We start from the raw sequence: 23,888 nt of genomic DNA, 5'->3' as shown, positions 1-23,888 counted from the left end.
GGGGGGGGGGGGGGGGGGGCCGGCCCCCCCCCCCCCCCCCCCCCCCGCGCCTCACCCCCCGGTCATCAGACAGGCAACGTCGAGCATCCGGTTCGAGAAGCCCCATTCATTGTCATACCAACCAAAGATGCGGAGCATTCCGCCCTCGGTCACGCGGGTCTCGGGGCAGGCCATGATCACGCTTTCGCGGCGCGCGCGCAGATCGGTGGAGACCAGCGCCTGATCGGTAGCCCCGATCACGCCCCCCGCCGCCGCCTCGGTGCGAAAGACCGCGTTGACCGCGTCCGCCGTGACCGGCACGCGCGTCATCACCGCCAGATCGACGGCAGAGACGCTGGCTGTCGGCACGCGCACAGCCTGGGCAATGATCCGCCCGGCGAGCGTCGGCAGCACGCCATCCAGCAGCCGCCCCGCAGAGGTCGTCGTGGGCACCATCGACAGCGCCGCCGCGCGCGAGCGCGCGAAATCCGCGGCGGGTGCATCGACCGTCGGCTGCGAGCCGGTATAGCAGTGGATCGTCGTCATCGATCCGGTCACGACCCCCCAACGGTCATCGAGCAACCGGATCAGCGGCGCCAGCGCATTCGTCGTGCAGCTCGCGTTCGAGACGATGCGCTGCGAGCCAAGCCCTTCCTCATTGGCACCAAGCACCACGGTGAACTCGGCCGCTTGCGACGGCCCCGAGATCAGCACGCGGCCCGCCCCCGCGGCCAGACCCTGCCCTGCCACATCCGCCCGATCGGCGCGCCCGGTGCATTCCAGCACAAGATCCACGCCAGCAAGATCGAGCTGCCCCAGATCCTCGACCCGATGCAGCGCGATCCGCTGCCCGTCGATTACAAGCGCCCCCGGTTCCTGCGCGACAGTGCCGCGCCAGGGCCCGAAGACACTGTCATATTCGAAAAGGTAGGCGCACATCTCGGGCGCGGCGATGTCGTTGATTCCCACGACCTCCAGCCCCGGCCAGCGCGCGCCGCCACGCGCACGCTCTTGCATCAGCGCGCGCAGAACCGAGCGCCCGATCCGACCGAACCCGTTGATGAATATGCGCATGACCGACTCCCGCAGCGCCTCCCCGCCCCCTGTTTAGGATGCCGCGCGCGGGGCCGAAAGCCCACGATTGACATGGATACAATCGCGGACGCTCAGACCGGCACCGCAGCGTCAGTTGGAGAATGCGACCCGACAGTCGATCCCCGCAGGCAGCTTGCCTTCGGGGTTGGGCAGCGCCAGACGGACACCGAACGTGTCGCTGGCTGCGTCAAACACGCTATCAACCACGACAATCGTGGCGCTGTATTCGCCGCCGATCGGCTCGGCAGGGAAAACGCTGCCCTTTTGATCGACCGCCAGGTCTGGATAAAGCGTGGTCGGCAGGAACACCTCGACATAGAGAGGGTCAACCTGAGCGACCTCAGCAACCGGGGTCTGGGAATAGACATACTCACCCGGCCCCATCATCCGCGTCGTCACGATACCGTCGATCGGGCTGCGGATCGCACGGCGTCGCAGCTGCGCCTCGACCCGCTCGACATCGAGCTTGGCCAGCCGCTGATCGACCTCGGCGCGGCGCAGTTCGAGCTGCGCGACCTGATATTCGGTTTGCACCTGCTCGATTTGGGCTTCGGGCATGATCTTGCGCTTGCCCATTTCGGTCGCCCGGCCCGACGCGGCCTTCAGCAACTCGACCCGCGACTGTGCAATCTCGATCGGCCCCATGTCCTCGGCCCGCTCGGTCGCATAGGTGAGCGAGGCTTTCTCAGCCTCGGATTCGAGCTGCGCCACCATGTCGCCTGCTTTCACCCGGTCCCCGCGCGACACGAACATCTCCTCGATGATCCCGTCCGAGGCGCTGCCGAGTTGCAAGACCTGGCTGGGGTAGATCACGCAATCGTAGCTTTGCTGTGCAGATGCGGTCTGCGCCCCGAGGGCAAACAGGATGGACAGCGAAATCAGGCGCATGAGGGGCTCCGTTCGTCAGTTGCCGCGGCCGGTGAAAGCCAGCAGGTCTTCGAGACTGTCATCTGCATGAAGCAGGTTCTTGCGGGTCGCGCTGTGGCGCATTTCGGTGGCTTGCTGGGCGATGCGCGTCAAGGCGCCGCCGATCAGGCGCGGCACCCTGCCGGAGCCCGTTTCAAAGAACGCGATCACGCGGGCAAGGCGCGGGCCGTAGAACACGCGCAGCAGATCGTCCTCGAGCGAGACATAGGTCACATGGCTGCCCGGATCGCCCTGTCGTCCGCAACGCCCGTAAAGCTGGCGGTCGATACGGCGCGCATCGTGGCGCCCGGTCGCGATCACATGCAATCCCCCGATGGCGCGCACTGCGTCATCAATGCGGATATCGGTGCCGCGCCCTGCCATGTTGGTGGCGACGGTGATCCGACCGATGCCGCCCGCCTCGGCGATGATATGGGCCTCGTCCGCGTTTTGCCGCGCGTTCAGAACGCGATGCGCCAGGCCAGCTTCCGTCAGGATCCGGCTGACCTCTTCCGAGGCGTGGATCGACTGCGTCCCGATCAGGATCGGTCGCCCGGCCTCATGATGCTCGCCCACGTCTTTCAGCACGGCCCGCCATTTCTGCTCGACCGTCGCGAAATGGTGCTCGCCCAGGTTCACACGGCGCGACTTGCGGTTGGTTGGAATGCGCTTGCTGCGTAGCCGGTAGACCGAGCGCATCTCGCCCGAGACCTCGTGCGCGGTGCCCGTCATGCCCGCCAGCGTCAGGTAGCGCCGGAAAAACCGTTGATACGAGATGCGGATCAGCGTCTCTTGCCGCCCGGTGATCTCGCAGCCCTCCTTGACCTCGATCATCTGGTGCAGGCCGCGCTCCCACGAGCGGTCGGCCATCAGGCGGCCGGTATATTCGTCCACGATCTGCACGCCCGCCTCATCGACGATATAATGCTTGTCGCGGTGATAAAGGTGCAGCGCCGAAAGCGCTTGGCGCGCCAGTTCCTCGCGGTGGATCTCGGCGGCCCACACGCCGCCAAAGCCCTCACTAAGGCGTCTTAGCCGCGCCTTGCCAAGGTCGGTCAGTTGCACGCGCCATTCTTTTTCGCGCAGTTGGTAATCGCGTGGCGCCTCTAGCCTGCGGGCGATGTCCACCGCGCGGCGATAGGTCTGTTCAAGCCCCGAATGGTCGCCCGCGCGGGTGATGATCAGCGGCGTGCGGGCCTCGTCGATCAACACGCTGTCGGCCTCGTCCACGATCGCGTAGCACAGACCGCGCATCAAAAGGCGCTCGCGCCGGGGCGTGGAGCGCGACAGCCCCTCAAGCGCCATGTGCAGTGGGCGCGTTTCGCCCTCAAGTACCAGGCGATCCTTGAGATAATCGAAGGCCACCTGTTTGTTGGTGCAATAGCAGATGTCACACGCATAGGCGGCGCGGCGCGCCTCGGGGCTGAGGCCCTCGACGATGACGCCTACGCTCAGGCCAAGCGCGCGGTACAGCGGCCCCATCCACTCGGCGTCACGCTCGGCAAGGAAATCGTTGACGGTGACAATGTGGACCGGCACGGCCGAAAGCGCCATGACCGCCGCCGGGATCGAGGCGGTCAGAGTCTTGCCCTCGCCCGTGTCCATCTCGACCACGCGACCGTGCAGCATCCCAAGGCCACCCAGAAGCTGCACGTCGAAGGGGCGCATTCCCAGGCTGCGCTCGGCCTGGATGCGCACCAGCGCGAAGGCACGCGCGACCAGATCCTCGCGCAGACCCGCAACCCGCAGCCTTTGCGCGATCTCAACGCGGGCGCGGGCAAATTCCATTTCGGAGAGCGCGCCAAGCGCAGCCTCCTCCTGCCCCACGCGACGCAGGAACCCCGCCCCCGTCGCTGTGCGCACCGAGAAGAGCTGCGACAGCCGTCCAACCCCCGCCGCCATCAGGCGATCAAGCGTGCCTAGCCGCACATCTTCCCGCTCCGGATAAACGGCGGTCAGCAGACCGGGACGCTGGACGAGCTTTTCAGACATCGTACAGCCTCAGGAACAGCTGCCGCAGGGACCGGTAGGCCTGAAAGCCGATCGGCAGGGTGCCATGTGAAAAACGCACGTCAACGCGCCGCCCCAAAAGCGGCAAGGCCGCCTCGGGGTCCATCTCAAGCTCGAACTCGAACACGCGCTTGAGCGTGCGCAGCCCGCGCCCATCGGATGGATCGACCGGCACCGTGCCGCCGCCCGCCATCCCAAGCGCCGGGGTCGGCAAGCTCATGACACCGCCGGGCACCTCGCGCACGAGGGTCGCAGAATACCCCTGGCCGCCATATTCGACGGGCATCACATCGACCCTGCCCGTCGCGTTGCGCACAAGATCGACGTCATCTTGCCCGATCACCACGCGCAGCGCGGCGGTATCTGCCTCGGTCAGGACATAGGCGATCACCTGCCCGCGTTTGGCAAACCGCCCGGCCAGATCCTGCCCGTTCGGGATCACCGCAAGGCCCGCGCGCGGCGCGCGGATCTCCAGCTCATCAAGTTGCTCGACCAACCGGGCGCGATCCTCCTTGGCCGCGTCGATCTCGGCCGAGGTCAGCGCGGCCTGCACAAGGTCGGCCTGCGCGGCCGCAGCGCGCTGAAGCTCCAACCCGGCGATCTGCGCATCGATCACGTCAAGGCGCGCGCGCAGCAGCGGATCGTCGAGTGCGATCAGCACCTGCCCAGGTTCGACTTGGTCGTAAGTTTTCACGGGAACCTTGGCGATGAAGCCGCTGGTTCCGACGCGCACCTGCGCCTGCTCGGACGGCCAGGTGACGCCGCTGACCACGGATCGGTAGGGGGCGGGAATGACGAAAAGGATCAGGAGCAACGCGGCGAAAATGCCGCCGGTGACAAGCACCGCGCGGGGCCGGTTCGAGCCGACCTTGGGACTGGAGGTCAGAAAGGACATGGACTTGCCTATGGGCACAAGGATCTGCGTCGCGATCGCCCAAAGCGCCAGTATCACCCCGATGGCGAAGAACCGGCCAGCGATATAGGTGATGATCGCGAACATGATGAAAAGACGGTAGATGAACGCTGCCAGCCCGTATCCGAGGAACCAGCGTTTCTCTGCGGGCAGCGAGGTGACCGGGTCGGCCTCTTTCATGCCGAAGAGGTATTTCTGCGCCAGATAGCCGTAGTAGCGGTTGGCACGTTGGCCCAGGTTGGGGATCTCGAGCCAGTCCGCAAGGACGTAATAGCCATCGAAGCGCAAGAGCGGGTTGCCGTTGAACAGAAGCGTCGAGACGCCCCCGATCAGCATCACGTTATAGGCTACCGCATGGGTCGCGCCGGTCTCGGCATAAAGCCAGACGAAAAGCGCCAACGATGCCAGGAACAGTTCGACCATGATGCCGATACCGCCGACCAGCATCCGCTGATGCTTGTCGCGCAACGCCGAGGCCGCCGAGGCATCGACATAGGGAACCGGCACCAGAACGAGCAGCATGATGCCGATCTCATGCACCTCACCGCCGTTTTTCTTGACTGCGTAGCCGTGGCCCAACTCGTGGAAGGCCTTGACGACCGGATAGACCAGCCAAAGCACGAAGAGGTTGCGCGGCGTCAGCACCCGGTCGGCGATATTATCCGTAATCGCGCCGAAATTCGCGGCGGCAAGCAGAAAGCCGGTCAGAACCAACAGCACCCAGATCACCCCGAAAGTGCGGCTGAAGAACGGCCGCACATAGGGCATGGTGCGGGTCAGGAAATCGTCTGGATCCCAAAGCGGAATGCGGATCGCCAGCGGCGACCAGATCTTTTGCTTGAGCTGCATCGACTGGTGCCGCTGATAACGACGGAACAGCTCGCGCCCGTCGGGGGGAACGTCGCAGATCAGCGCATCGGCGGCGTGCAACTGCCCCATCAGGCGGATCGCCTCATCCTGGGTGGGCGCGTTCTCACCCAGTTGCTCGTTCGTGGTGTTCCACAGATCGTCCATGGTCCGGCTGCCATCCATTAGCCCCACGAAACGGTAGGCGGAAGGCGAGAGCCGGTGAAACCGCCCGGTCGCGAAATCCTGGATAACGAACCACACCCGCCCACGGTAATCGTGGCGGTGGATCTGCACATGGCGGCGCAGCCGCGGTTTAAGGTCCTTCACCCGATACCATGACGGAGAGAAGAGCGAGGTGGCCATCAGGGCCACCAGGACCAGAAGGCCATACGCACCCAAAGCACGATCCGGCGGGTCCAGATCCAGACAAGGCGATGCTCCTCAACCTCGATCTTGGCCACACCTTCCATACCGGGACGCAGGGCTTCGATCGGGCCTTCGGTGACCGAGGCCTCGACGACGAACTTGTTGGTACCCTCTTCGGCGGTCGAGATCGGCGTGATCCGCTCTACCTGCACCTCAACCGGAGTGTCGGGCAGCGCCGCGAGCACAAGGGCACCCGCTTTGCCAACCTGCATGTCCTTCACGTCGCGCTCATCGACGCGCAACATTACGCGGTAATCGTCAAGCGGAGCGATCTGGAACAGGACATCGCCGCGCTCGATCGGTGCGCCCAAGGCCTGCGTCAGATCGCCAGAGACCACGACGCCATCGAAGGGTGCGCGGATCACGAGGCGCTCGATCTCCTGATCGAGCAGGCTGATCTGGGCGTCGGCCTGTTCGATCTGGCTTTGCAGGATCAGCGCCTTGGCCCGTTCGCGCTTGGCCATCGCCTCGGAGTATTCGCGGCTTTGCTTGACCTTCTGGGTTTCCCATTTCAACCGCTCTAGCCGCAGATCGCGGTCGTCAAGCCGCGCCATGACGTCGTCCGCCTTGACGATGTCGCCCGCGCGCACTTCAGCCTCGGCCAGATAGCCCGCGGTCGGGGCCGAAGCCGCGCGCTGGATACGCCCTTCGACCACCGCATCGGCGGTGACGCGGTACATTCCCTTGGCGAAGATGGCGAAGGCCAGCGCCGCCACGGCGAGGATGGCCGTCAGCTTGAGCGCCGCGTGGTTCGGACCGACCAGCGCCTTGAAAGTATTGACGCTGGCGTCCCAGGCCTTGGCAGGCAGCCAGCGATCCTCGCGCCGCTTGATTGACAGGACCGGCCCGAGCAGGACGCCCGCATATTCGGCCATCTGCACCGCATCCGCGCCGAAGGCCTCACCGGCTGGTCGCTCCAGCAAGAGCGCGCCTATCAGCTTCTTGTCCTCAGTCAGGGGAACGGTGCAGAGCGTCGCGCCGCCCTCAGCCTCGGACAGGGTCGCATGAGCGCGTAGGACGCGCTCTTCACCCCCCTCGGGCGCGGGGTAATTCAGTACCGCTTGCTGGTCGATCGCTTCGTCCATGGCCGCTTCGATCGCGCGCACGAGATTGGAGCGTTTCCCGAAGCTCGCCGAATTCGAAAGCGCCTGAACCCGCACGTGGCGCCCGCGCTGCAGACCGATGGCGACGAGTTCACAGTTGAGCGCCCCGGCCAACTCGGAGACGACCGCCGTCGCGGACTCGGCAAAGCGTTCGTGGTGCAGGCTGGTCGCCAGCAGTTCAACCACCGACGCAAGGCTGTCGCCCGACCCGCTCTGCTTGCGGCGCAGGAAGGCCTCGATCCAGCCGGTCGCCCATTGCAGCCGGTCGATCATCAGATCGACACCCGCGTCGGCCTCCTTGCCTATCAAAATGCCCGCTGCCCCGCGCAGCTGACCATCGACGCGGATCGGCACCGCGACTGCCGCGCCGCCCTCGCCCACCGTCTCGATAACCATGCGATCTGCCCGCAGGGCGTCGTCGATGGCCGTCATCAACTCGCGCTGTGGTTTTGCACGCTCAGGCCAGACTGCGGCAGGTTCGAAACGGCTGCGCCCGATGCCAGCCAGCACCACCAGCCCCTGATCGATGCCACCGCTTTGCCTGGCCAGTGCCGCAAGCCATGCCTGCGCCACCTGTGAGCGGTCGGTGCCGTTTTTCAGTTTGTTAAAGCTCTCTGGATCGAGAAATACCGATCCCGTCGCCTCTATGGACGCTGTCCCTGCCCGGTGCTGCAAAATGTCTCCCTCGGGGCGCAGAGGCGCCTCACCCGTTGACGAAAAATCTTACAAAACTCGAAACGCAAACTCCCTTGACGCCAAGTAAAGGACCGCGTCGCGATTCTGACAAGGAAAAACCCAGTCACTATAATGGATTGGAGGGTGTCGTTACCGGCGCTACTGTTTCCGGTTTTCCGACAATGGCGCGCGCTTCAGGCCAAGCGTCGAGGGATCAGCAACGATCACCAAGGAGGTATCGGGTAGAGTGGTGGCCTCCTGCGGCGCTGTTGTGCCGTCAGTCTTAGTGGTGTCGGACGTGATTACCGCCTCGTCCTCGGCCGTGCCGACAAGTTCAGCGGCCTCCGTCAAGGTCGCGGCCATCCATTCCGCCTCGGCACTGTCATGCTCAAGCCCCAGAACATGCCCGAATTCGTGCTTGAGGGCATCGACAAGGTTCAGCCCCTCGCTACCATCGAGCGACCAGCCATGGCCCGCGCCATCGGCGTCCAGCGTGATCGTGTCGCCCGAGGTGTAACCCAGAAGCGTGCCGTCGAGCGAGGCAATCGAGATCGACACGGCCTCAAGGCGCGCCATATCCTCTTCGTTCAGGCCCAACTCTGCAGCGATCTCGGCCAGCGCCTGCAGGCGCGCTGCATCCAGCAGGGTCTGGTCAAGGAACTCGCCGGTTGTCACCAAGGCAACTTCTTCGGCGTGCAATGCCTCGGCAGCAACGATTGTCAGGGACCAGCTTTCAAGTGTCCCCGTCATCCGCTTGGCGCTATCGACGATCTCCAGCGTCCAGAGTCCGGCCGCATCAAGGTTCTCAAGCGTCGTCAGGTCTCCGATCGGCTGGTAGCTGACCGAATAGGGCGCGGAAGCTCCAACAATCGACAGCGCCGCCTCATCGTCGAAGGTCACGCCATCGAGGGCGGTGCCACCGAGTGCCGCAAAGAGTTTCACCCGCGTCCCGTCGGGGGCGATCAGCGTCACCGTCAAGTCCGAAAGCCGCGCATGCGTCAGCTTGAGCGTCACGTCGATATCTGCGATCACGAAGCTCGTTCCGACCATGATGGCTTGCTTGGTGGTGCTGTTATCGGCGATCGCAACGGGGCCGGCAGAATTGAAGGTATAAGTCTGTATGCCGGTATCGGGCGTGAAATAGGCGGGGTCATCGGTGGCCAGCGCGACATTGTCGAACACGGCAGCGCTGCGCGCCAGCAAGCCCACCGCGCCATCCGTCACCGGCGCGAAGAACGCATAGCCCAGCACATCATGGCCATTGATCTTAAGGCCGATCGATGTGCGAGAGAGGGTTATCTCGAGTTCATAGGCCGTGTCGCCGTTGAAGCTCATGCTGTAGCTTGCGACCTCGACCCAGCCGTCGCGCGGTGTGTAGTGCCCGATCGAGACACGATCATTCGCCGCGTCGATCAGAGCATATTTGAAGCGCCCATCCTCATAGGCGTCAAATACGAAGCCAGCCTGCCCCGCCGTGGTGATATTGGCACCGATCCGCAGCACCGAATTCTGCGAGATCAGCAGATCCGAGAGCGCCACGCCATACGACCCGCCCGCGGAAACCCCAAGCGCACCTCCAGAGACCGTCCAGCCACTGGGCAGAGCAAAACGATTGGCTATTCCATCCGAGAAGTCCTCCATCTCGTCAAAGGTGAAATCGGGCGGCAGCACCTGGACCGCGATATTGTCCAGCTTGGTGACCGAGTTCTGTGCGCCAACGCCCACGTAACCTGCGTTGAGACCATGGGTCACACCGTATTCATCGACGCGCGCCGCGAACGTATGGGTGAAGTATTGCTTGCCGTCGATGACGAGCGTCGCGGTCAGGCCATTGATCGACAGAAGCAGATTGTAGGCGGTATCGGGCTTCACCTGAACGGGCGTCTGCTCCAGCACGATCCAGCCTTCCTCGGTGCGAATACCCATCTCGAACTTGTCGGTCGAGATGTTGATGCCCGCGAACTTGAAGTCAGTCGGTGAGTGGTAGTCAAAGATCAGGTAGGCATTCGACTTGTAGCCCGCGAGGGGTTTGCCGCCAATAATGCTTGCCGTCAGCTCAAAGTAGCTGGGCAGCGCATCCCCGACGTAGAACACCGAGACCGCATCGCCGCCAAGCGTCGTCGGGCTAACGACGAACTGCCCGTTCTGCACCGTCCAGACGCCGCTGTCTGCCGCAAAGCCCTGCGCATCAAGGGCGCCGCCCGTGCCGTTGAAATCGGCCTCGCGCAGCACGTCGCGCTGGCCACCCGGAATATTGCCCGGCTGCGGATCGTCCGGGGCACCCGTCTGATCCTGCCACGCGTCGTCCTTCTGGATCACCAGGCCCAACTCGCCGAAGGGCTCGCCGTTGCGGGCGGCATCGCTGTTATCCTCGTTCACGCGCACAGGCTCGGCACCATCAGCGGCCGACAGATCGTAGAGGTATTCCTGGATCTGCGGCGCCAGGGCGCGCGAGATGGTGAAGGCACCGAAGGGCGCGAAGGGAACGATGAAGCTGTTGAACTCGCCCACCCAGTCGATCAGGCGGTCGCCGCCGGTGTTGCCGATCAGGATGTCGCGGCCAGCACCACCATAGGCGATGTCCTCGTAGGTCGGGTCGGTATCGGGCGTGTCGTTGGCCCCCACGACCGAGCCATCCGCTGCACGGGTGTGATCGTCGTCAGCATCCAGGATGTCATCGCCCCAACCGCCGTAGATGTGATCCTCACCGGTGCCGCCGACCAGCCAGTCGTTGCCGAGATCGCCAAAGATCACGTCGTTGCCGTCGCTATGCACGGTGACCCCGGCATCGTTGTCAAGCGTGCCGACTGCGGTCGTCAGGCCGCCATCGGTCGGATCGAAGGCCGCGATATAAGCCATTCCGCTGCCACCGGCGGCGGCCAGCGTCGTGTAGTCGCCATTCGCGTCGATCACGATCACGTCGCGCGGGAAGACCTCGTCATAGGCCGCGAACTCGCCCGCGTAGAAGGCTTCGTAGCCAAGCGCGTTGCCGTCATTGGTCGGCACATAGTAATCCGAGCGCACAAGCTTGCCGGTCGCAAGCGGGTCGAGCGCATTGGCATCGAATTCAAGATACCAGGCCGCGCTCAGCGCCTCGGCACCCGAGACCAGATCGTCGCCCGCGCCGCCGTGCAGGAAGTCGTCGCCAAGCCCGCCATAGATGATGTCGTCGGCATAGAGCGGATCGGTCAGCGGATCGTCGCTCACGCCCGGCTGCTCGAGCGTCAGGAAGAAGGGCGTCAGATCGGCGGTCTTCTTGAGCTTGCCAAGCTCGTTGATATCGGCCTGCTGGATCTTGCCGGGGGTCGAGATCGTGCTCGGCGAGACCGGAGCCAAGCCGTAAAGCGGCTCGCCCACTGAACGGTCATTGCGCGAGGTCCAGATACGGCCGTCGTCACCCAGCACGCCGTCCTGCCCGGTGCCGCCCGAGATCCAGTCATTGCCCCAGCCGCCGATCAGGTCGTCATCCTGACCCTCGCCGAACAGCACGTCATTGTCGCGCATGCCATAGATCGCGTCGTCGCCACCTTCGCCGTGGATCTCGTCGGCACCGCCATTGTCCTCAAGCGCGACGTCGCCATGACGATCCGGTCCGCCGGTGTGGTAGTCGAGCAGCTCAACCGCGCGCACCACCAGCCAGGCATCGGAATGCTGCGCGCCGCCAACTGTGGTGCCCGAGGCACGCGCTGGATCGAGCGTGTCGTAGTTGAAGCCGAGGAAGGCGGTGCCTTCGCCGACGAGTTTCACGAGACGCAGGATGAGGCCGTTATCGCCCAGGATGACATCGGCATCGAGCGCGTGGGCATTGGCACCCGTCTGGCCATAGCTGTTGCGCGCCAGCGTCGTCTCATCGCCACGGCCGCCAAAGAGCAGGTCTGCGCCATCCGGGCGGAAGGTTTCATCGACGCCGTCAACGGACAGGAGCGCCCGCGTGAAGCCCTCTCCCGTAGCCGAGCCGTCATAGATGTAAAGATCGGAAGAGCCACCGACGATGTCGTCCTGCCCGAGGCCGCCAAAGACGATGTCGTTGCCGCCATTGCCCTCGATGTAGTCGTCGCCATCGCGCATATGCCCGAGCGTCGGGTTCACCGACAGCGTGCCCTCGGCGGTCTCACGGGTGGCAAAGCCTGCATCCGTCGCGTCATAGGCGGCATCATCGGAGAGCAGCCCCCGGAATGCCGCCGAGCCGTCGCCATGGATCGCATCATTCCCCAGCTGGCCGAAGATCACGTCGTCATCGGCACCGCCCGCCAGGTAATCGTCACCGTAGAGCTCGGGGCGGCCCGCTTCTTCGTCATCGACGAGATGGCTCTGGATGCTGTCGCTGTGATCGAAGAGCGCAATCAGGCGCGTTTCGACAAATTCGCCTGCAACGCCGGCCGGGTTCAGCTGCGCGTCGATTCCAGCATTCGAGTTCGTGCCGTCATCGCCATCGGCGTAGAGCATGGTCTTGCCATCCGCGAGCAGGCGGAAGCGCGGGCTGGTCGCGCCATCGGTGCGCAACACGATGCCGTTGTCGCCCACGATCACGTCATTGTCGCTCGCGTTCACGTCGAAGGCCTGCTCGGCGCGCACCAGCCAGCTGCTCAGACCGCCGACGAGGGTAGTCAGGACATGGCCGTTGCCGTCGATCCGGTCGCTGCCGTCCACGCCGCCCGGACGGTTGTGGCCGCCGATCAGGTCATCATCCCCATTGCCGCCGTAGATCACGTCGCCGCCCTGCTGGCCCATGACGATATCGTTGCCGTCCTCGGCAAAGATCATATCGCGCCCGCCGCCATCGGTTGCGCCGCGCAGGATCGAGTAATAGTCGAACTTGGTCTCGACCTCGGCCAGCGTCAGCGGCAGAAGCTGCGCGTCGATCCCGCCGCCGGCCTGCTTCATGATCCGGCCATGGTCGCCGAACACCAGGTCATTGCCCGCACCGGCAAAGATCGTGTCATTTGCAGTGCCGCCGATGATGAAATCATTGCCCGCGCCGGTCGCGACAAGATCATCGCCGCCGATCATTGTGCCGCCCACGCGGTCCTCAGTCGTTTCGATAAGGTCAAGCGTTGCCGCCGTATCGACTGCGGTCCCATCGAGAAGACGCAGATCCCAGACGATCCGGCCCGTGTCGCCGAGCACGATATTCCCTGCATCGTGCAGCACCGTGCTCGTATCGGTCGCGTGATAGACCTCGCCGATCTTGAGGTTGATCCGGTCGCCGAAGGCGCCGCCCAGGGCGATGTCATGGCCAATGCCCGCCAGGATCACATCGTCGCCGCCAATTTCGGGGGCAGTCGTCTCGATCAGGCCAAGCGTGATCGGCTGGGCGCCCGCGCGCGGCGTATCATCGAGCGAAGCGACGATCCGGCCATTGTCACCCAGAACGATGTTGTCGCCCTGACCCGCATCGACGTAATCGCCCGCGATGGCGGTAACGCCGTCACCCCAATCGACCGAGATCGTCGCCGCCACCGTCGCACGCCCGCGCGAGCGCGTTCCGTCAAGCAGGGTATCGCCGATATATTCGCCATCCTCGCCCGCCAGCGCGATATCGTCGCCCGCGCCGGTCGAGATGCGGTCAGAGCCGCCATAGGTCGCATCGGTCGTCTCGATCAGATCGATATCGGCACGGTTGCCATCGGCGCCGTAGTAGTCGATCCGGCCGCTGTCGCCGATCACGATATCCGCGCCCTCGCCCGTCGTGACGGTATCGCCATTGACCCCGCCCAGCACGATATCGTCGCCACCCAGTGTCGTGATCGTGTCATTGCCGCCGATGGTCGGATCGATGGTGTAGATCAGGGTCGGCGCGACATCGGTGCCGTTATTGACATGATCCGGCCCGCCCGAACCGAGCTTGAGGGCAAATGCATTGCCGTCGACGGTCCGATACTCGATCCGCCCGCGATCGCCAAAGACGATGTCACGGCTCTGACCCGAGGTGATGGTGTCGTTGCCCTGACCACCGAAGATGATCAGCGGCAGCGTCGAGAGCGCCGCATCGACGATATCGTCATCGGCGAATTCGAGGTAATCGCGCGCATCGCCGTATTCCGGATCGTAATTGGCGTCATGCGGACCCTGGGTGTTCAGAACGAAGGCGCCATCCGACCCTGCGAGCAGCGTGACCACGACATTATCGTCGCCAAGGCCGGTGTTCAGCACGGTCAGTTCGCGCCCGCCCGCTATGGTGCGCGCATGGGTGCCGTCGATCTCGATGGCATCATCGCCAAAGCCGGTCCAATAGGTGATGCCGTCAAGGAAGTTGCCATCTGCGGCCGCACCATAGGTGATCGCCGCAGGCACCATCCCGACGATGAAGATCTCGTTGACCGTCGAGAGTTCGTTATCCACGCCCCAAGCATTGGTAGCGGCCAGCGCCTTGGTGCGGCTGTCGGTGATCAGGGCACGGTTCTCAATCGTGCCGTCGCCCTGCACAGTGGCCTCATCCGAGATCATCAGCTTGTGGCGGCCAAGACCGGCCTCGATGTTCAGCATCCCCTGGATGTCGAGCAGGTGGCCGGTGAGGAAGGTGGTGTCTGTGGCCAGACCGATGTCGGCCTCGGAAGACACATAGATCCGCTCATCCCCGTCACCCAGACGCAGGGTGGTATGCGCCGTGGTGCCGCGCACGTTGATCACGTCATTGCCCGCGCCCATGTCGATCACGAGGTAATCGACGTTGTAGTAATCAACACCGTCCATCCGCGTATCAAGCGTGGCCAGATCGGTCTGGACTCCAAGCGGGCCGACGGCACCTTCGGTCAGCACGACCGAGATCCGCTCGCCCGAACGGCTGGTGATCACCAGGATCGAGCCCTCGGCATGGGCGATGATGTTCGGACCCTGCGCATCCATGATCTGCGCAGCCAGAGCCGCGGCCACATCGGCAGCCGCGTCGTTGGCCTGAGCGATATAGGTGAAGATCGAAAGCGCTTCGTCATCCGGGAAGACGCTATCGAAGAGCGGCGTGGCAAGGTCGGTCAGCTCGATCGTCCAGCTGTCACCTTCCTGCGGGTTGGCGATATCGATACGCGCCTCGGTCACCAGGCCTTCGAGTTCGCGGGTATCGACCGCCGCCACCGAGGTCTGTGCCAGCGCGCCCTGGAAGGTCAGATAGATCGTGTCGCCGAAGCGATCGACGGCAAAGTTGTCGGTATAGGGCAGGAACGGCCGCAGGTTGTTCGGGTTCAGGATCGGCTTGAGGATCGCCGCGATTTCCTCGGCGCTCGCATCATAGGCGATGGGATCGGAGATTTGCAGCGACACCACGCCCAGAACGTCGGGCACATAGAAGGCCAGCGTGAAGGTGCCACCCGTCGCCGAGATGGTGATCGCCTGCATCACGTTCAGGCCCGGATCGGTCGTGCCCTTGATCAGTTCGCTCACCTCGACCGAAGCCGAGATTTCGGTCGAGGAGCCCAGACCACCTGCGTCGCCGAGCACGTCGGGCAGATCGACGCCACCGGTCGGGCCGCCGAACTCAACAGTATAGGCATAGCCGCCCGCGACTTCTTCACGGGTCACGACCGCATCGGTGCCGTAGGCCGCAAAGATCGTGTCGATAGCCGTCTTCATCTCGGCGGCGTTCGCGCCGAAAGCAACCTCGACCGACGGCCCGCCATTCAGCGCGAGGGTGAAGCTGCCGCCCGTGCCGCGGGTCTCGATGCGGATACGCTCGGCCAGCGAGGGCATGTCGAGCCCTTCGATGCGGTTGCCACTCAGCACCAGCACGTTGTCATTCAGATCGGCGCTGTCGTCGAGCGTCAGGCGGTCGTTCTCGCCCGTGCCCATATCGACGATCAGAAGACCGGTGATCTGATCGACCACGCCCTGACCCGAGCCGACCGACACCGTGTCGTCGCCCGAACCGGTGCGCAGGATCGTGTGGCCCGAGGTCGTCTTGATGGTGACGACATCATTGCCCGCGGCGGTGTCGATGATGGTCTTGCCGCGATGGGTGCTCTCGACCGTGAAGGTATCGGTGTTGCGGCCAAGGCGGATATCGACCACCTCAAGCCCGGTATAGCTGATCCCGCCCTGCACCAGCACACCGCCGATGTAGGTGTCGCCGCCCATGCCCAGACCCGAGAGATGGTTCTCGGTCAGGGTGCCGGTTTCGATCGCCGGGCTTTCGTTGTTAAAGACGGTCAGCGTATCGATCTGGACGGCTTCGTCCACACGCAGGTTCGGGTTGACCGGCGCATAGGTGAAGAGCGCGCCAATGGTGGCATCGAAATCGTTCGGCAGCGGGTCGGCGATGGTGATCGAGCTGCCCGAGACGACCGGCGCATAGACCGACGAGATGCGCGTGGCCAGCCCCTGCGTCAGCGCGCCGACCGAACCGACCCCGCCAAGCTGCGCGCCCACGCCATTGACCGAGAGCGTCCAGGTCTCGCCAGCCTCTGGCGCCTCAAGCCATTTGAAGGCGGCCAGCGTCCAGGTAATGCCCGGATCGTTGTAAAGATCCTGCACCGGCGCACCGCCGACGATCGCGTCGACGCCGGTGGGCGTGGCGACCGAAATCTCGAAGGCCTCGCCATCGGTGCGGGCAATGCGCAGGCGGGTCTCGCCCAGCAGGTTGACGGTAGCCACGGCGTAGAAGCCGTCGGTACCCGCGTTGATCTCTTCGGCCAGCATCCGCAGGATGACCGAGCGGTATTGCTCGTCCAGCGTCGGCGAGACGGTGTAAGTATGGGTGCCAAGCGTCACCGAATAGGTGCCCGCCACCGCATCGCCTACGAGATCGACGGTCGCGCTCAGCCAGTCGATATCACCCAGATCCGCCTGATCGGGCGTACCGAAGAAGAAGACCTTGCCGCTTTCGACGGCATCGACGCCATTCACCGTCAGGTTCAGCGCCATGCCCGAGGTATTGGCCAGCGACAGGATATCCTGGGACACCGAGGCGATATCCACACGCCCGCTCAGCGTATCGCCAAGGATCGAGGCGATATCGTAGATCGTCGCGGTATCGTTGATGCGCGGATCGAAGCCGGGACGCTCGCCGTAATCGCCATTCACGTGGGTCACGTCGGCGTCGGTGATGGTGGTCGTGCCGTTGTCGGTGACGATGCTGTCGATGGTGCCATCGGGCAGCGGCAGGTTCGTCTCGCCCGGCAGCATGACCGGCACGCGCAGCGACACATCGGTATCCGACTCGCCGCCGATGATCGAGATCGGCCCGCGGATCGAGTTCACGCGGTTGTTGAAGGCACCAAACACCATCGCATCGCCGCCATCGGCAAAGTCGTCGTCGATGGCGATCACCGAGATCGTCTGCGCCACATTCCAGTTGCTGGCGTCGAACTCGACATACTGGCGGGCCGCGATCTGGCCGGATTTCTGCGGCGTAACGGATGCCGAGGCCGCGTAATCCGCTGCCGGGTCATCGAGGTCACGGATCGAGATGGTGCGGCCATCCACGACAATCTCATATTCGCGGGTGCCACCGGCAGCGGTCTTGGCATCGTCAGCCGCGCTGATCTTGCCACCCAGGATGGCCGCGACATTGGAAAGCGACTGCCCGGCGATCACCGTATGGGTGTAGGTCACACCGTCGAAGGTCACCGACCAGACCTCGCCCGCCGTCGGCACGCCGACCATCTCGAACTCAAGCACATTGGCGAAGTTGAAGTCTTGCACGGTGCGGGTGTCGATCACGCCCTGGCTGGCACCAAGAATGCCAACCTCGACGAAGAAGCGTGCAAAGGCCGCGCCCGCCTCGACCGAAATCCGGATCTGGCCATCGGCGGTGACCGTCGCCGCATACCCGGTCAGATCGTCGATCTGATCGGCAAGCTCCTGTGCCACGTCGCCCAGATCGTCGCCCGCCTGAACGGTGTAGCTGATCTGCTGCATGCCGGTGCGCAGCGTCACGTCGTTAAAGAGCGTGATCTGCCAGACCTCACCCTCCACGGCCTCGCCCGCCAGGGTCATGCTCGCCAGCGGTGCTGCGACCTGAACCTGCACCAGCTCATTCTCGCCGAAGTTCGCATCGGCATTGAAGGCTTCCTGCGAATTGTAGGTCCGCGTGGGCAGCGGGGTAACATCGACCGTGACGGTGTTCGAGCCCGTCAGCGCCCCGGTCAGCACGATCACGAAGCTGTCCACGACCTGAATATCGGTGGGCGCACGCTCGGCCAGATCGGTCGACCCGCCGGTCTGGATGATCTGAACCGTCGGCGCGTCGTCATCAAGCACCGTTACATCCAGCGGCGAGGGCGCAAGGTTGTCGCCGTTATGGCCGACGATATAGGCATAGGCCGTGTACTGCTGGGCAAAGCCCGTATCGGTGATATTGGCGCCAAGCGACAGATCCCACTGCGCATCTTCGGGGACGCTGCCCACGGCGGTGAAGGCGATCCGCGCAACCTGCCAATGCGTGTCCGAGCGCTGCGTATCCGCGACCACCTCGGTCGCACCGGCGGTCGCGTCGGCCGAATCCGCGCTCGGCTTGCGCAGCACTTCGATCGAGAAGGCCTCAACGCCCGAATGGCCGTTCGCCCGCGAGATGAAGATCTCGCCCGCGAGGTAGCTCGGCGGGGTCAGGCTTGCCTCATCCGCGACGGCAATCGAGGCAAACTCGTTATTCAGCGTGATGATCGAGAAGCTGTCGGCCCCGCTGAGGGTGATCGCACCGTTCACATCCACAGTGGCGGTAACGCTGGTCAGGGTCGTGATTTTCTCGGCCAGCTTGTCGGAAATTCCCTTGATGCCGCCAAGCTCATCGCCCGAAACAGAAGTATACTCGATCAGCTGACCGTCGATCAGGATCTGCCAGGTGCGCGATCCCTCGGTCGAGCTGTAAACACCGCCAACCGCCGCGGGCAGCAGCGTCGCTTGCAGGTAGCCCGCCGAGGCGGCATAGCCCGTACCCGCGAACTGCGCGACCAGCTTGTTGACGATATCGGCCAGCGTGTCGCCAAACTCGGCGCTCGCCTGAACCGTCAGCCCATCGACCGAGACAACCCAGGTCGCGCCATCCACCAGGTTGCCAGCGGCATCCTTGGTGCCATCGGCGGTCGAGGCCGCGATCTGGAAGGCGGCAACATCAAAGGCGCGGGTGCCGGTGAAGATGATGTCCTGCCCGGCATTATCCGTGCCCTGGACCTCGAAGGCATTGCCCGACAGAGACATGTAGATCGTGCCGTTCGGCGTGAAGGTGTAGCCGTTGCTGAAGGCGTCGGTTTCCAGCTCCATCGCGAAGGAGATGCCCTGCGCGTGCGAGAAGGTCAGCTTGGCTCCGTCGCGCGTGATAGTCGCGGCAGCGCCAACCAGCGACTGCAGCCCCGCGGCGATGCTCGCGGCGCTTTGACCGGCGACCGCATCGTAGCGATAGACCACACCACCCAGTGTCAGCACATAGGTTTCTGCCACGGTCAGATCACCGCGCAGGATCGTCAGGTCGAAGCCGGTGTAAAGCACCTCGGCCGAGCGCTGCTGGCTGATGTCGCGATTGATATTCGCCGCAATCCCGGTGGCGATATCGCCATAGGTCACGCCGAGGAAGGCATCGCGGGTGTCCGCGAAGATGGTGGGCGTGATCCGGGCGTAATGCACGCCCTCGTGCAGAGTGTCGTTCGCCGCCGTCACCACGACGGTCTGCGCGGTATTCCAGTTCGAACCGGAGAATTCGAGATAGCGTGACCCACCGGTGCCGGTCTTGAGGTAGGTGCCCGAAAGGGTCACGTTGCTATCCGCGGCGAAGCCCACCTGGACCGTTCCCGTCGGTGCGCGGCTGAGCATGACCGCAAAGCTGTCATTCTCGGCCAGCGCCAGCGCCTCGGCAACGATCGTCTCGTTCGCCAGATCGATAGCCGAGCTGAGCGTGTGGACCGGGAAGATCAGCAGTTCGGCGACATCGTCATCGATCACATCGACCAGGACGCTCGGCACCGCCAGCCCGTCATAGCCGAGTTCGTCGTCGGCGGTGATGCCTTCGGTGACGGTGTGACGAAGCAGGACGGTCTGGCGACCCTCGGCGATCAGATCGTTGATCGCGGTGACGGTTACGGTCTGGGCCTGATCCCAATTGTCGGGCGTGAAGACCAGCGTCACACCAGCAGACGAGCCGTTGACGCGCACGCCCTTGGCGCCGGCGGCCACATCGCCCTCGGTCCCCAGCGTGGGCGTGATGGTGACATAGACATCCTCGTCCGGGCGGCTCGAGAGCGCGATGGCGTAGGTGTTGATCGTCATCGTCGGGTCGGCGGTGGCGTTCTCGAACACGCGCAGGATGCCCGAGGCATTGAAGAAGACCAGATCGGGCGCGTCGTTATCCTTGATCTGCGAGACGACATCCTCGGCCCAGATGGCCAGGTAGCGCGGATCGGTGCTGCTGACGGTGGTCTGGATCAGGCCGCTGTGACCGTTCAGGCCGTTCGACACCACGGTGATCGCACCGCCCGTGGTCACGCCGTCCAGATCCGAGCCGCCGACATTCACGCTATCCGAGCCGAGGCCGCCGACGATCTCCAGCAGAACACTTTCCGAGGTGCTCTGGATGAAGAAGGTGTCGTTGCCCTGCAGCGCATCGACGACCAGTTTCTCCATCCCCGTGTAGGTGATGTAGAGGCCGCCGCCAAAGACGCCATTCTCGGTGATGACGTAGTCGTCGCCCATCTCGGTGCCGATTACGGTCATCGTATCGAAACCATCGCCGCCGTCGATCCGCACCGGCGCGTTCACCGCATATTCGATGAAGTCAGCGCCCTGCCCGCCGTTGATATTGGTGTAGGGCGCGGCCGGATCGGCCGGATCGACGCGCACGAAGGAGCGGACCTGGAAGGTGTCATCATCGGCATCGCCGAACAGGAACAGCTCGGCCTTGTTGGAATAGACGGTGAAGTTGTCCTGGCCGTCGCCGCCATGCAGCGTGGTGTTGTAGCTCACGCCATTCGACAGGAAGCCGAGTGTGACCTGCGTCGTCTCGTAATAATCGATACCGGTCAGGCCGTTATAGGGGTTGGCCTCATCGCGGGCCGAGGCGAAGAGTTGGCCGATCTGGAAGGTGTCGTCACCGTCGTCGCCGAAGGCTTCGACGCCCGCGAGCGTGTCGTCGAAGACGAAGATATCATCGCCGTCGCGGCCAAAGACGCGCAGATCGGCGTCGATGGCGGTGGTGTACTCGACGCGCTCGACCACGTCGCCCGCGTAACCGCCGTTCTCATCCAGCGGCAGCGCGGCCACAACGCCGATGTCGCGGTCATGGTTGGCGCGGAACAGGAACAGATCCGCATCATTGGTGCCCTTGATCTCGGCGCGGTCGATTCCAGCCGCCGGCAGGCCGCTGTCAAGCAGCCGCACGATCGAGTTGCCCTCACCCGCCAGGCCGATTTCATAAAGATCGCTGCCGCTGCCGCCATCAAGGTCAAGCTCTTGCCCGGCGATGCCGTTCAGGAAGGTCTGCTCGCCCGCAGAGGTGTAATTGACCTGAACGATATCGTTGCCATTGCCCAAGTCGACATAGGTGCGTCCGCTAACCTTTTCGATGGTCAGGACATCGTTGATCGCATCGCCGGTCGGCACCTCGTCGCCAGTGTGCAGACGGGTGACACCCGCATGGGTATCGGCCACATGGAAGACGTTGTTGCCGTCACTCAACTCAAGACGCAGCGCCTCGAAGCCACTGTAGACCACCCCAAGCGTCATGCCGAGGCCGACGATCTCGGTCGCGCTCAGGTAACCGCCCTGATCGGGTGCCGTATCGCCGTTGTCCGACACACGCAGCTTATCGCCAACGCCATCGCCGGCGATCAGCGTGAGATAGCCGAAGAGGATGCCATTCAGCGTGTATTCATTGCCCAGATCAGCGCTGATCACGTCGCCTACGGTCACCTCATCGGCGCCCGCTCCGGTGTCGATCGTGACCGGGCCGTTCATCGTGTAAAGCGTGATGACGTCGGCGCCGTTGCGGGTCTCGATCGTCATCACGTCGCGCATGCCCGTCGAGTCGATCAGCAGCGTGTTCGCGCCGTTACCTTGGTCGACGTTCACGCGCTCGAGCCCGACATAGAGGATGCCTGCGGCCGAGCCGGTGAGGCCGCTCACGAAGACCTCGCCCTCGGGTGCCGCACGCGAGACGAGACCGATCGAGCCCGAGGTCACGCCCGAATTGCCGCTGTCGTCGATGTTGAGCGTATCGGTGCCGCGATCGACCAGCGTCAGGCCGGAATAGGTGTCATAGGCATCCACCCGGATCAATGCGGTGATGCCCGACAGAACGCCGTCGGTGGTGCTTACCAGCGGATCGGGCTGCGCGGTCGAGCCGATGTTGATCACATCGTCGCCGATGCCGGTATTCACATAGACCGGAATATTCGTGGCCGTGATGGCGATGCCGTCGGACCCCGCGCGGGTATCCAGCTCGATCACGCTGATGCCGGTATGGTTGATCGTGACGGCGGCCGCACCGCGCAGCTGGCCCTGCGCCGGGCCGGTCAGCTTCTTGGCCACGATCTGACCGATGCCGACCTGCAAGAAGTCATCGCCGGCCGAGCCGAGGTAAACCAGCTTGTCGGCATCGCTTGCGCCGGTGTCGTTGATCTGAACGGTGAAGGCCGAACCGACCGGCGCCGCGATGATGTAATGCTCCTGATCGCTCGCGCCCTTGTTGTCGAGAATGACATGCCCGTCGAAAGCGCGCACGGCGATGTCGGTAGTGCCCACGCGCACCGAGCCGCCCAGATCATTGACGACAAAGGTATTGTTGACGCCGTTCCCGCCCGTCAGGCGGACCTCTTCGAAGATCCCGTTCAGGTACTCGACCGTCGTCTGACCCGCGCCAAGGCCCGAAGTGCTCCACAGATCGCCGTCGCCCGGCACCATCGCACCCGCCGAGGTGCCCGAGGCATAGGCGGTCGAGCCATCTGCCTGGAACACCTTGCCGACCAGGAAGAGGTTCTCGTAAAGCCCCATATCCTCGCCCGAGAAGGTCTCGATCAGGATGTCGGTCTCGTTGGACTCGTCGGTGTCGAGGAAGGTATCAAGGCCCTCGCCGCCGGTCACGGTGTCCGAGCCCGCGCCGCCATCGATCACGTCGTTGAAGGGCGAACCGATCAGCCGGTCGTTGCCCGCCTCGCCCGCGAGTGTCAGCGCGATCAGGTCGTTGGTCAACGCATGCGCGTCGATCGTGTCGCCCGCACCGCCGCTGGCGACGCGCAGCGTATCGCCCTTCGCGCGCACGGTATCGTCGAAGATCACGCGCACAGAGGAGGGCGTCGTCGCAGTGGACCACACGATGGTCAGCTCGAATTCCTGCGTGGCCGGGGTGCCGGGCGCGAAGGTGAAGCTGTCTGCGCCGCTGGTGCCGTTGATCACGACCGCGTCGGCCGCATTGTCGCTGGCGCCGTCGATCTCGGCCACATCCCGCGCCGGATCGGCGGATTCGACCACCAGATCGTCGTCGATACGCAGTGTTGCCAGCGCGGTATGGGCGAGCGGTTCGATGGTCAGCGTATCGGCCCCGCCCAGCAGGTGGATCGTCAGCGCCTCGACCCCGCTGGCCACAAAACCCGAGCCGTCGGCATCGCGGGCACGCAGCTTGCTGGTATTCGACGGGTCCTCATCAACGGTCACCAGATCGACCTTGGGGGTGCCATAGAGCAGCACGGTATCTCCGGTACCGCCACCGCCATCGATCACCTCGACGCCCGAGGAGGCCAGGTTGCGGAATATCCGGTCGTCGCCGCTGCCACCAAAGATCTGGTTGGCGCCGTCGCGCCCATCGATCTCGTCGTTGTCGTTATCGCCATAGATGATGTCGGCAGCCGAGCCGCCGATCAGGCGGTCATTGCCGTTGCCGCCATGGATCGTGGCGATACCGCTGCCGTTCTGGATGATGACGTCATCACCGCCCAGACCGTAGAGCATGATCGCGACGCCCGAGTAGGACACGATGCGGTCATCCGCCGTCGTGCCCTTGACCACCGAACCGGCAAGGA

At 64.2% G+C, this 23,888-nt stretch carries 6 protein-coding genes (1 of these 6 running past the window's edge); all 6 read right to left on the bottom strand.

From position 1 onward, the window contains the following. Positions 1–51: 51 nt before the first annotated feature. Positions 52–1,053, bottom strand: a complete 1,002-nt coding sequence (locus LZA78_RS12740) for a type I glyceraldehyde-3-phosphate dehydrogenase (RefSeq protein ID WP_233677320.1) — start codon at positions 1,051–1,053, stop codon at positions 52–54. Positions 1,054–1,164: 111 nt separating this feature from the next. Next, positions 1,165–1,962: an efflux RND transporter periplasmic adaptor subunit gene (locus LZA78_RS12735; RefSeq protein ID WP_233677319.1), complete on the bottom strand. Its 798-nt coding sequence runs from the start codon at positions 1,960–1,962 to the stop codon at positions 1,165–1,167. Positions 1,963–1,977: 15 nt separating this feature from the next. Further along, positions 1,978–3,972, bottom strand: a complete 1,995-nt coding sequence (locus LZA78_RS12730; RefSeq protein WP_233677318.1) for a preprotein translocase subunit SecA — start codon at positions 3,970–3,972, stop codon at positions 1,978–1,980. Next, positions 3,965–6,115 carry a biotin/lipoyl-binding protein gene (locus LZA78_RS12725; RefSeq protein WP_233677317.1) on the bottom strand — a complete coding sequence of 717 codons (2,151 nt, stop codon included), beginning with the start codon at positions 6,113–6,115 and terminating at the stop codon, positions 3,965–3,967. The genes LZA78_RS12730 and LZA78_RS12725 overlap by 8 nt, the downstream gene beginning before the upstream one ends. Continuing rightward, positions 6,115–7,854, bottom strand: a complete 1,740-nt coding sequence (locus LZA78_RS17900; protein ID WP_233677316.1) for an efflux RND transporter periplasmic adaptor subunit — start codon at positions 7,852–7,854, stop codon at positions 6,115–6,117. The genes LZA78_RS12725 and LZA78_RS17900 overlap by 1 nt, the downstream gene beginning before the upstream one ends. A 261-nt stretch (positions 7,855–8,115) precedes the next feature. Continuing rightward, positions 8,116–23,888, bottom strand: the end of a protein-coding gene (locus tag LZA78_RS12715; protein WP_233677315.1) for a proprotein convertase P-domain-containing protein. The gene runs 22,387 nt beyond the window's last position; the window shows 15,773 of its 38,160 coding nt (coding positions 22,388–38,160); its start codon lies off the right edge, out of view; the stop codon is at positions 8,116–8,118.

It is taken from the genome of Rhodobacter flavimaris, assembly GCF_021378075.1.
Taxonomy (GTDB): Bacteria; Pseudomonadota; Alphaproteobacteria; order Rhodobacterales; family Rhodobacteraceae; genus Rhodobacter; species Rhodobacter flavimaris.
This window is presented reverse-complemented; position numbering and strand designations above follow the sequence as displayed.

Coding starts and splice junctions, on each gene's coding strand:
- LZA78_RS12740 (WP_233677320.1), bottom strand. CDS start 1,053: ATGCGCATATTCATCAACGGGTTCGGTCGGATCGGGCGCTCGGTTCTG.
- LZA78_RS12735 (WP_233677319.1), bottom strand. CDS start 1,962: ATGCGCCTGATTTCGCTGTCCATCCTGTTTGCCCTCGGGGCGCAGACC.
- LZA78_RS12730 (WP_233677318.1), bottom strand. CDS start 3,972: ATGTCTGAAAAGCTCGTCCAGCGTCCCGGTCTGCTGACCGCCGTTTAT.
- LZA78_RS12725 (WP_233677317.1), bottom strand. CDS start 6,115: ATGGCCACCTCGCTCTTCTCTCCGTCATGGTATCGGGTGAAGGACCTT.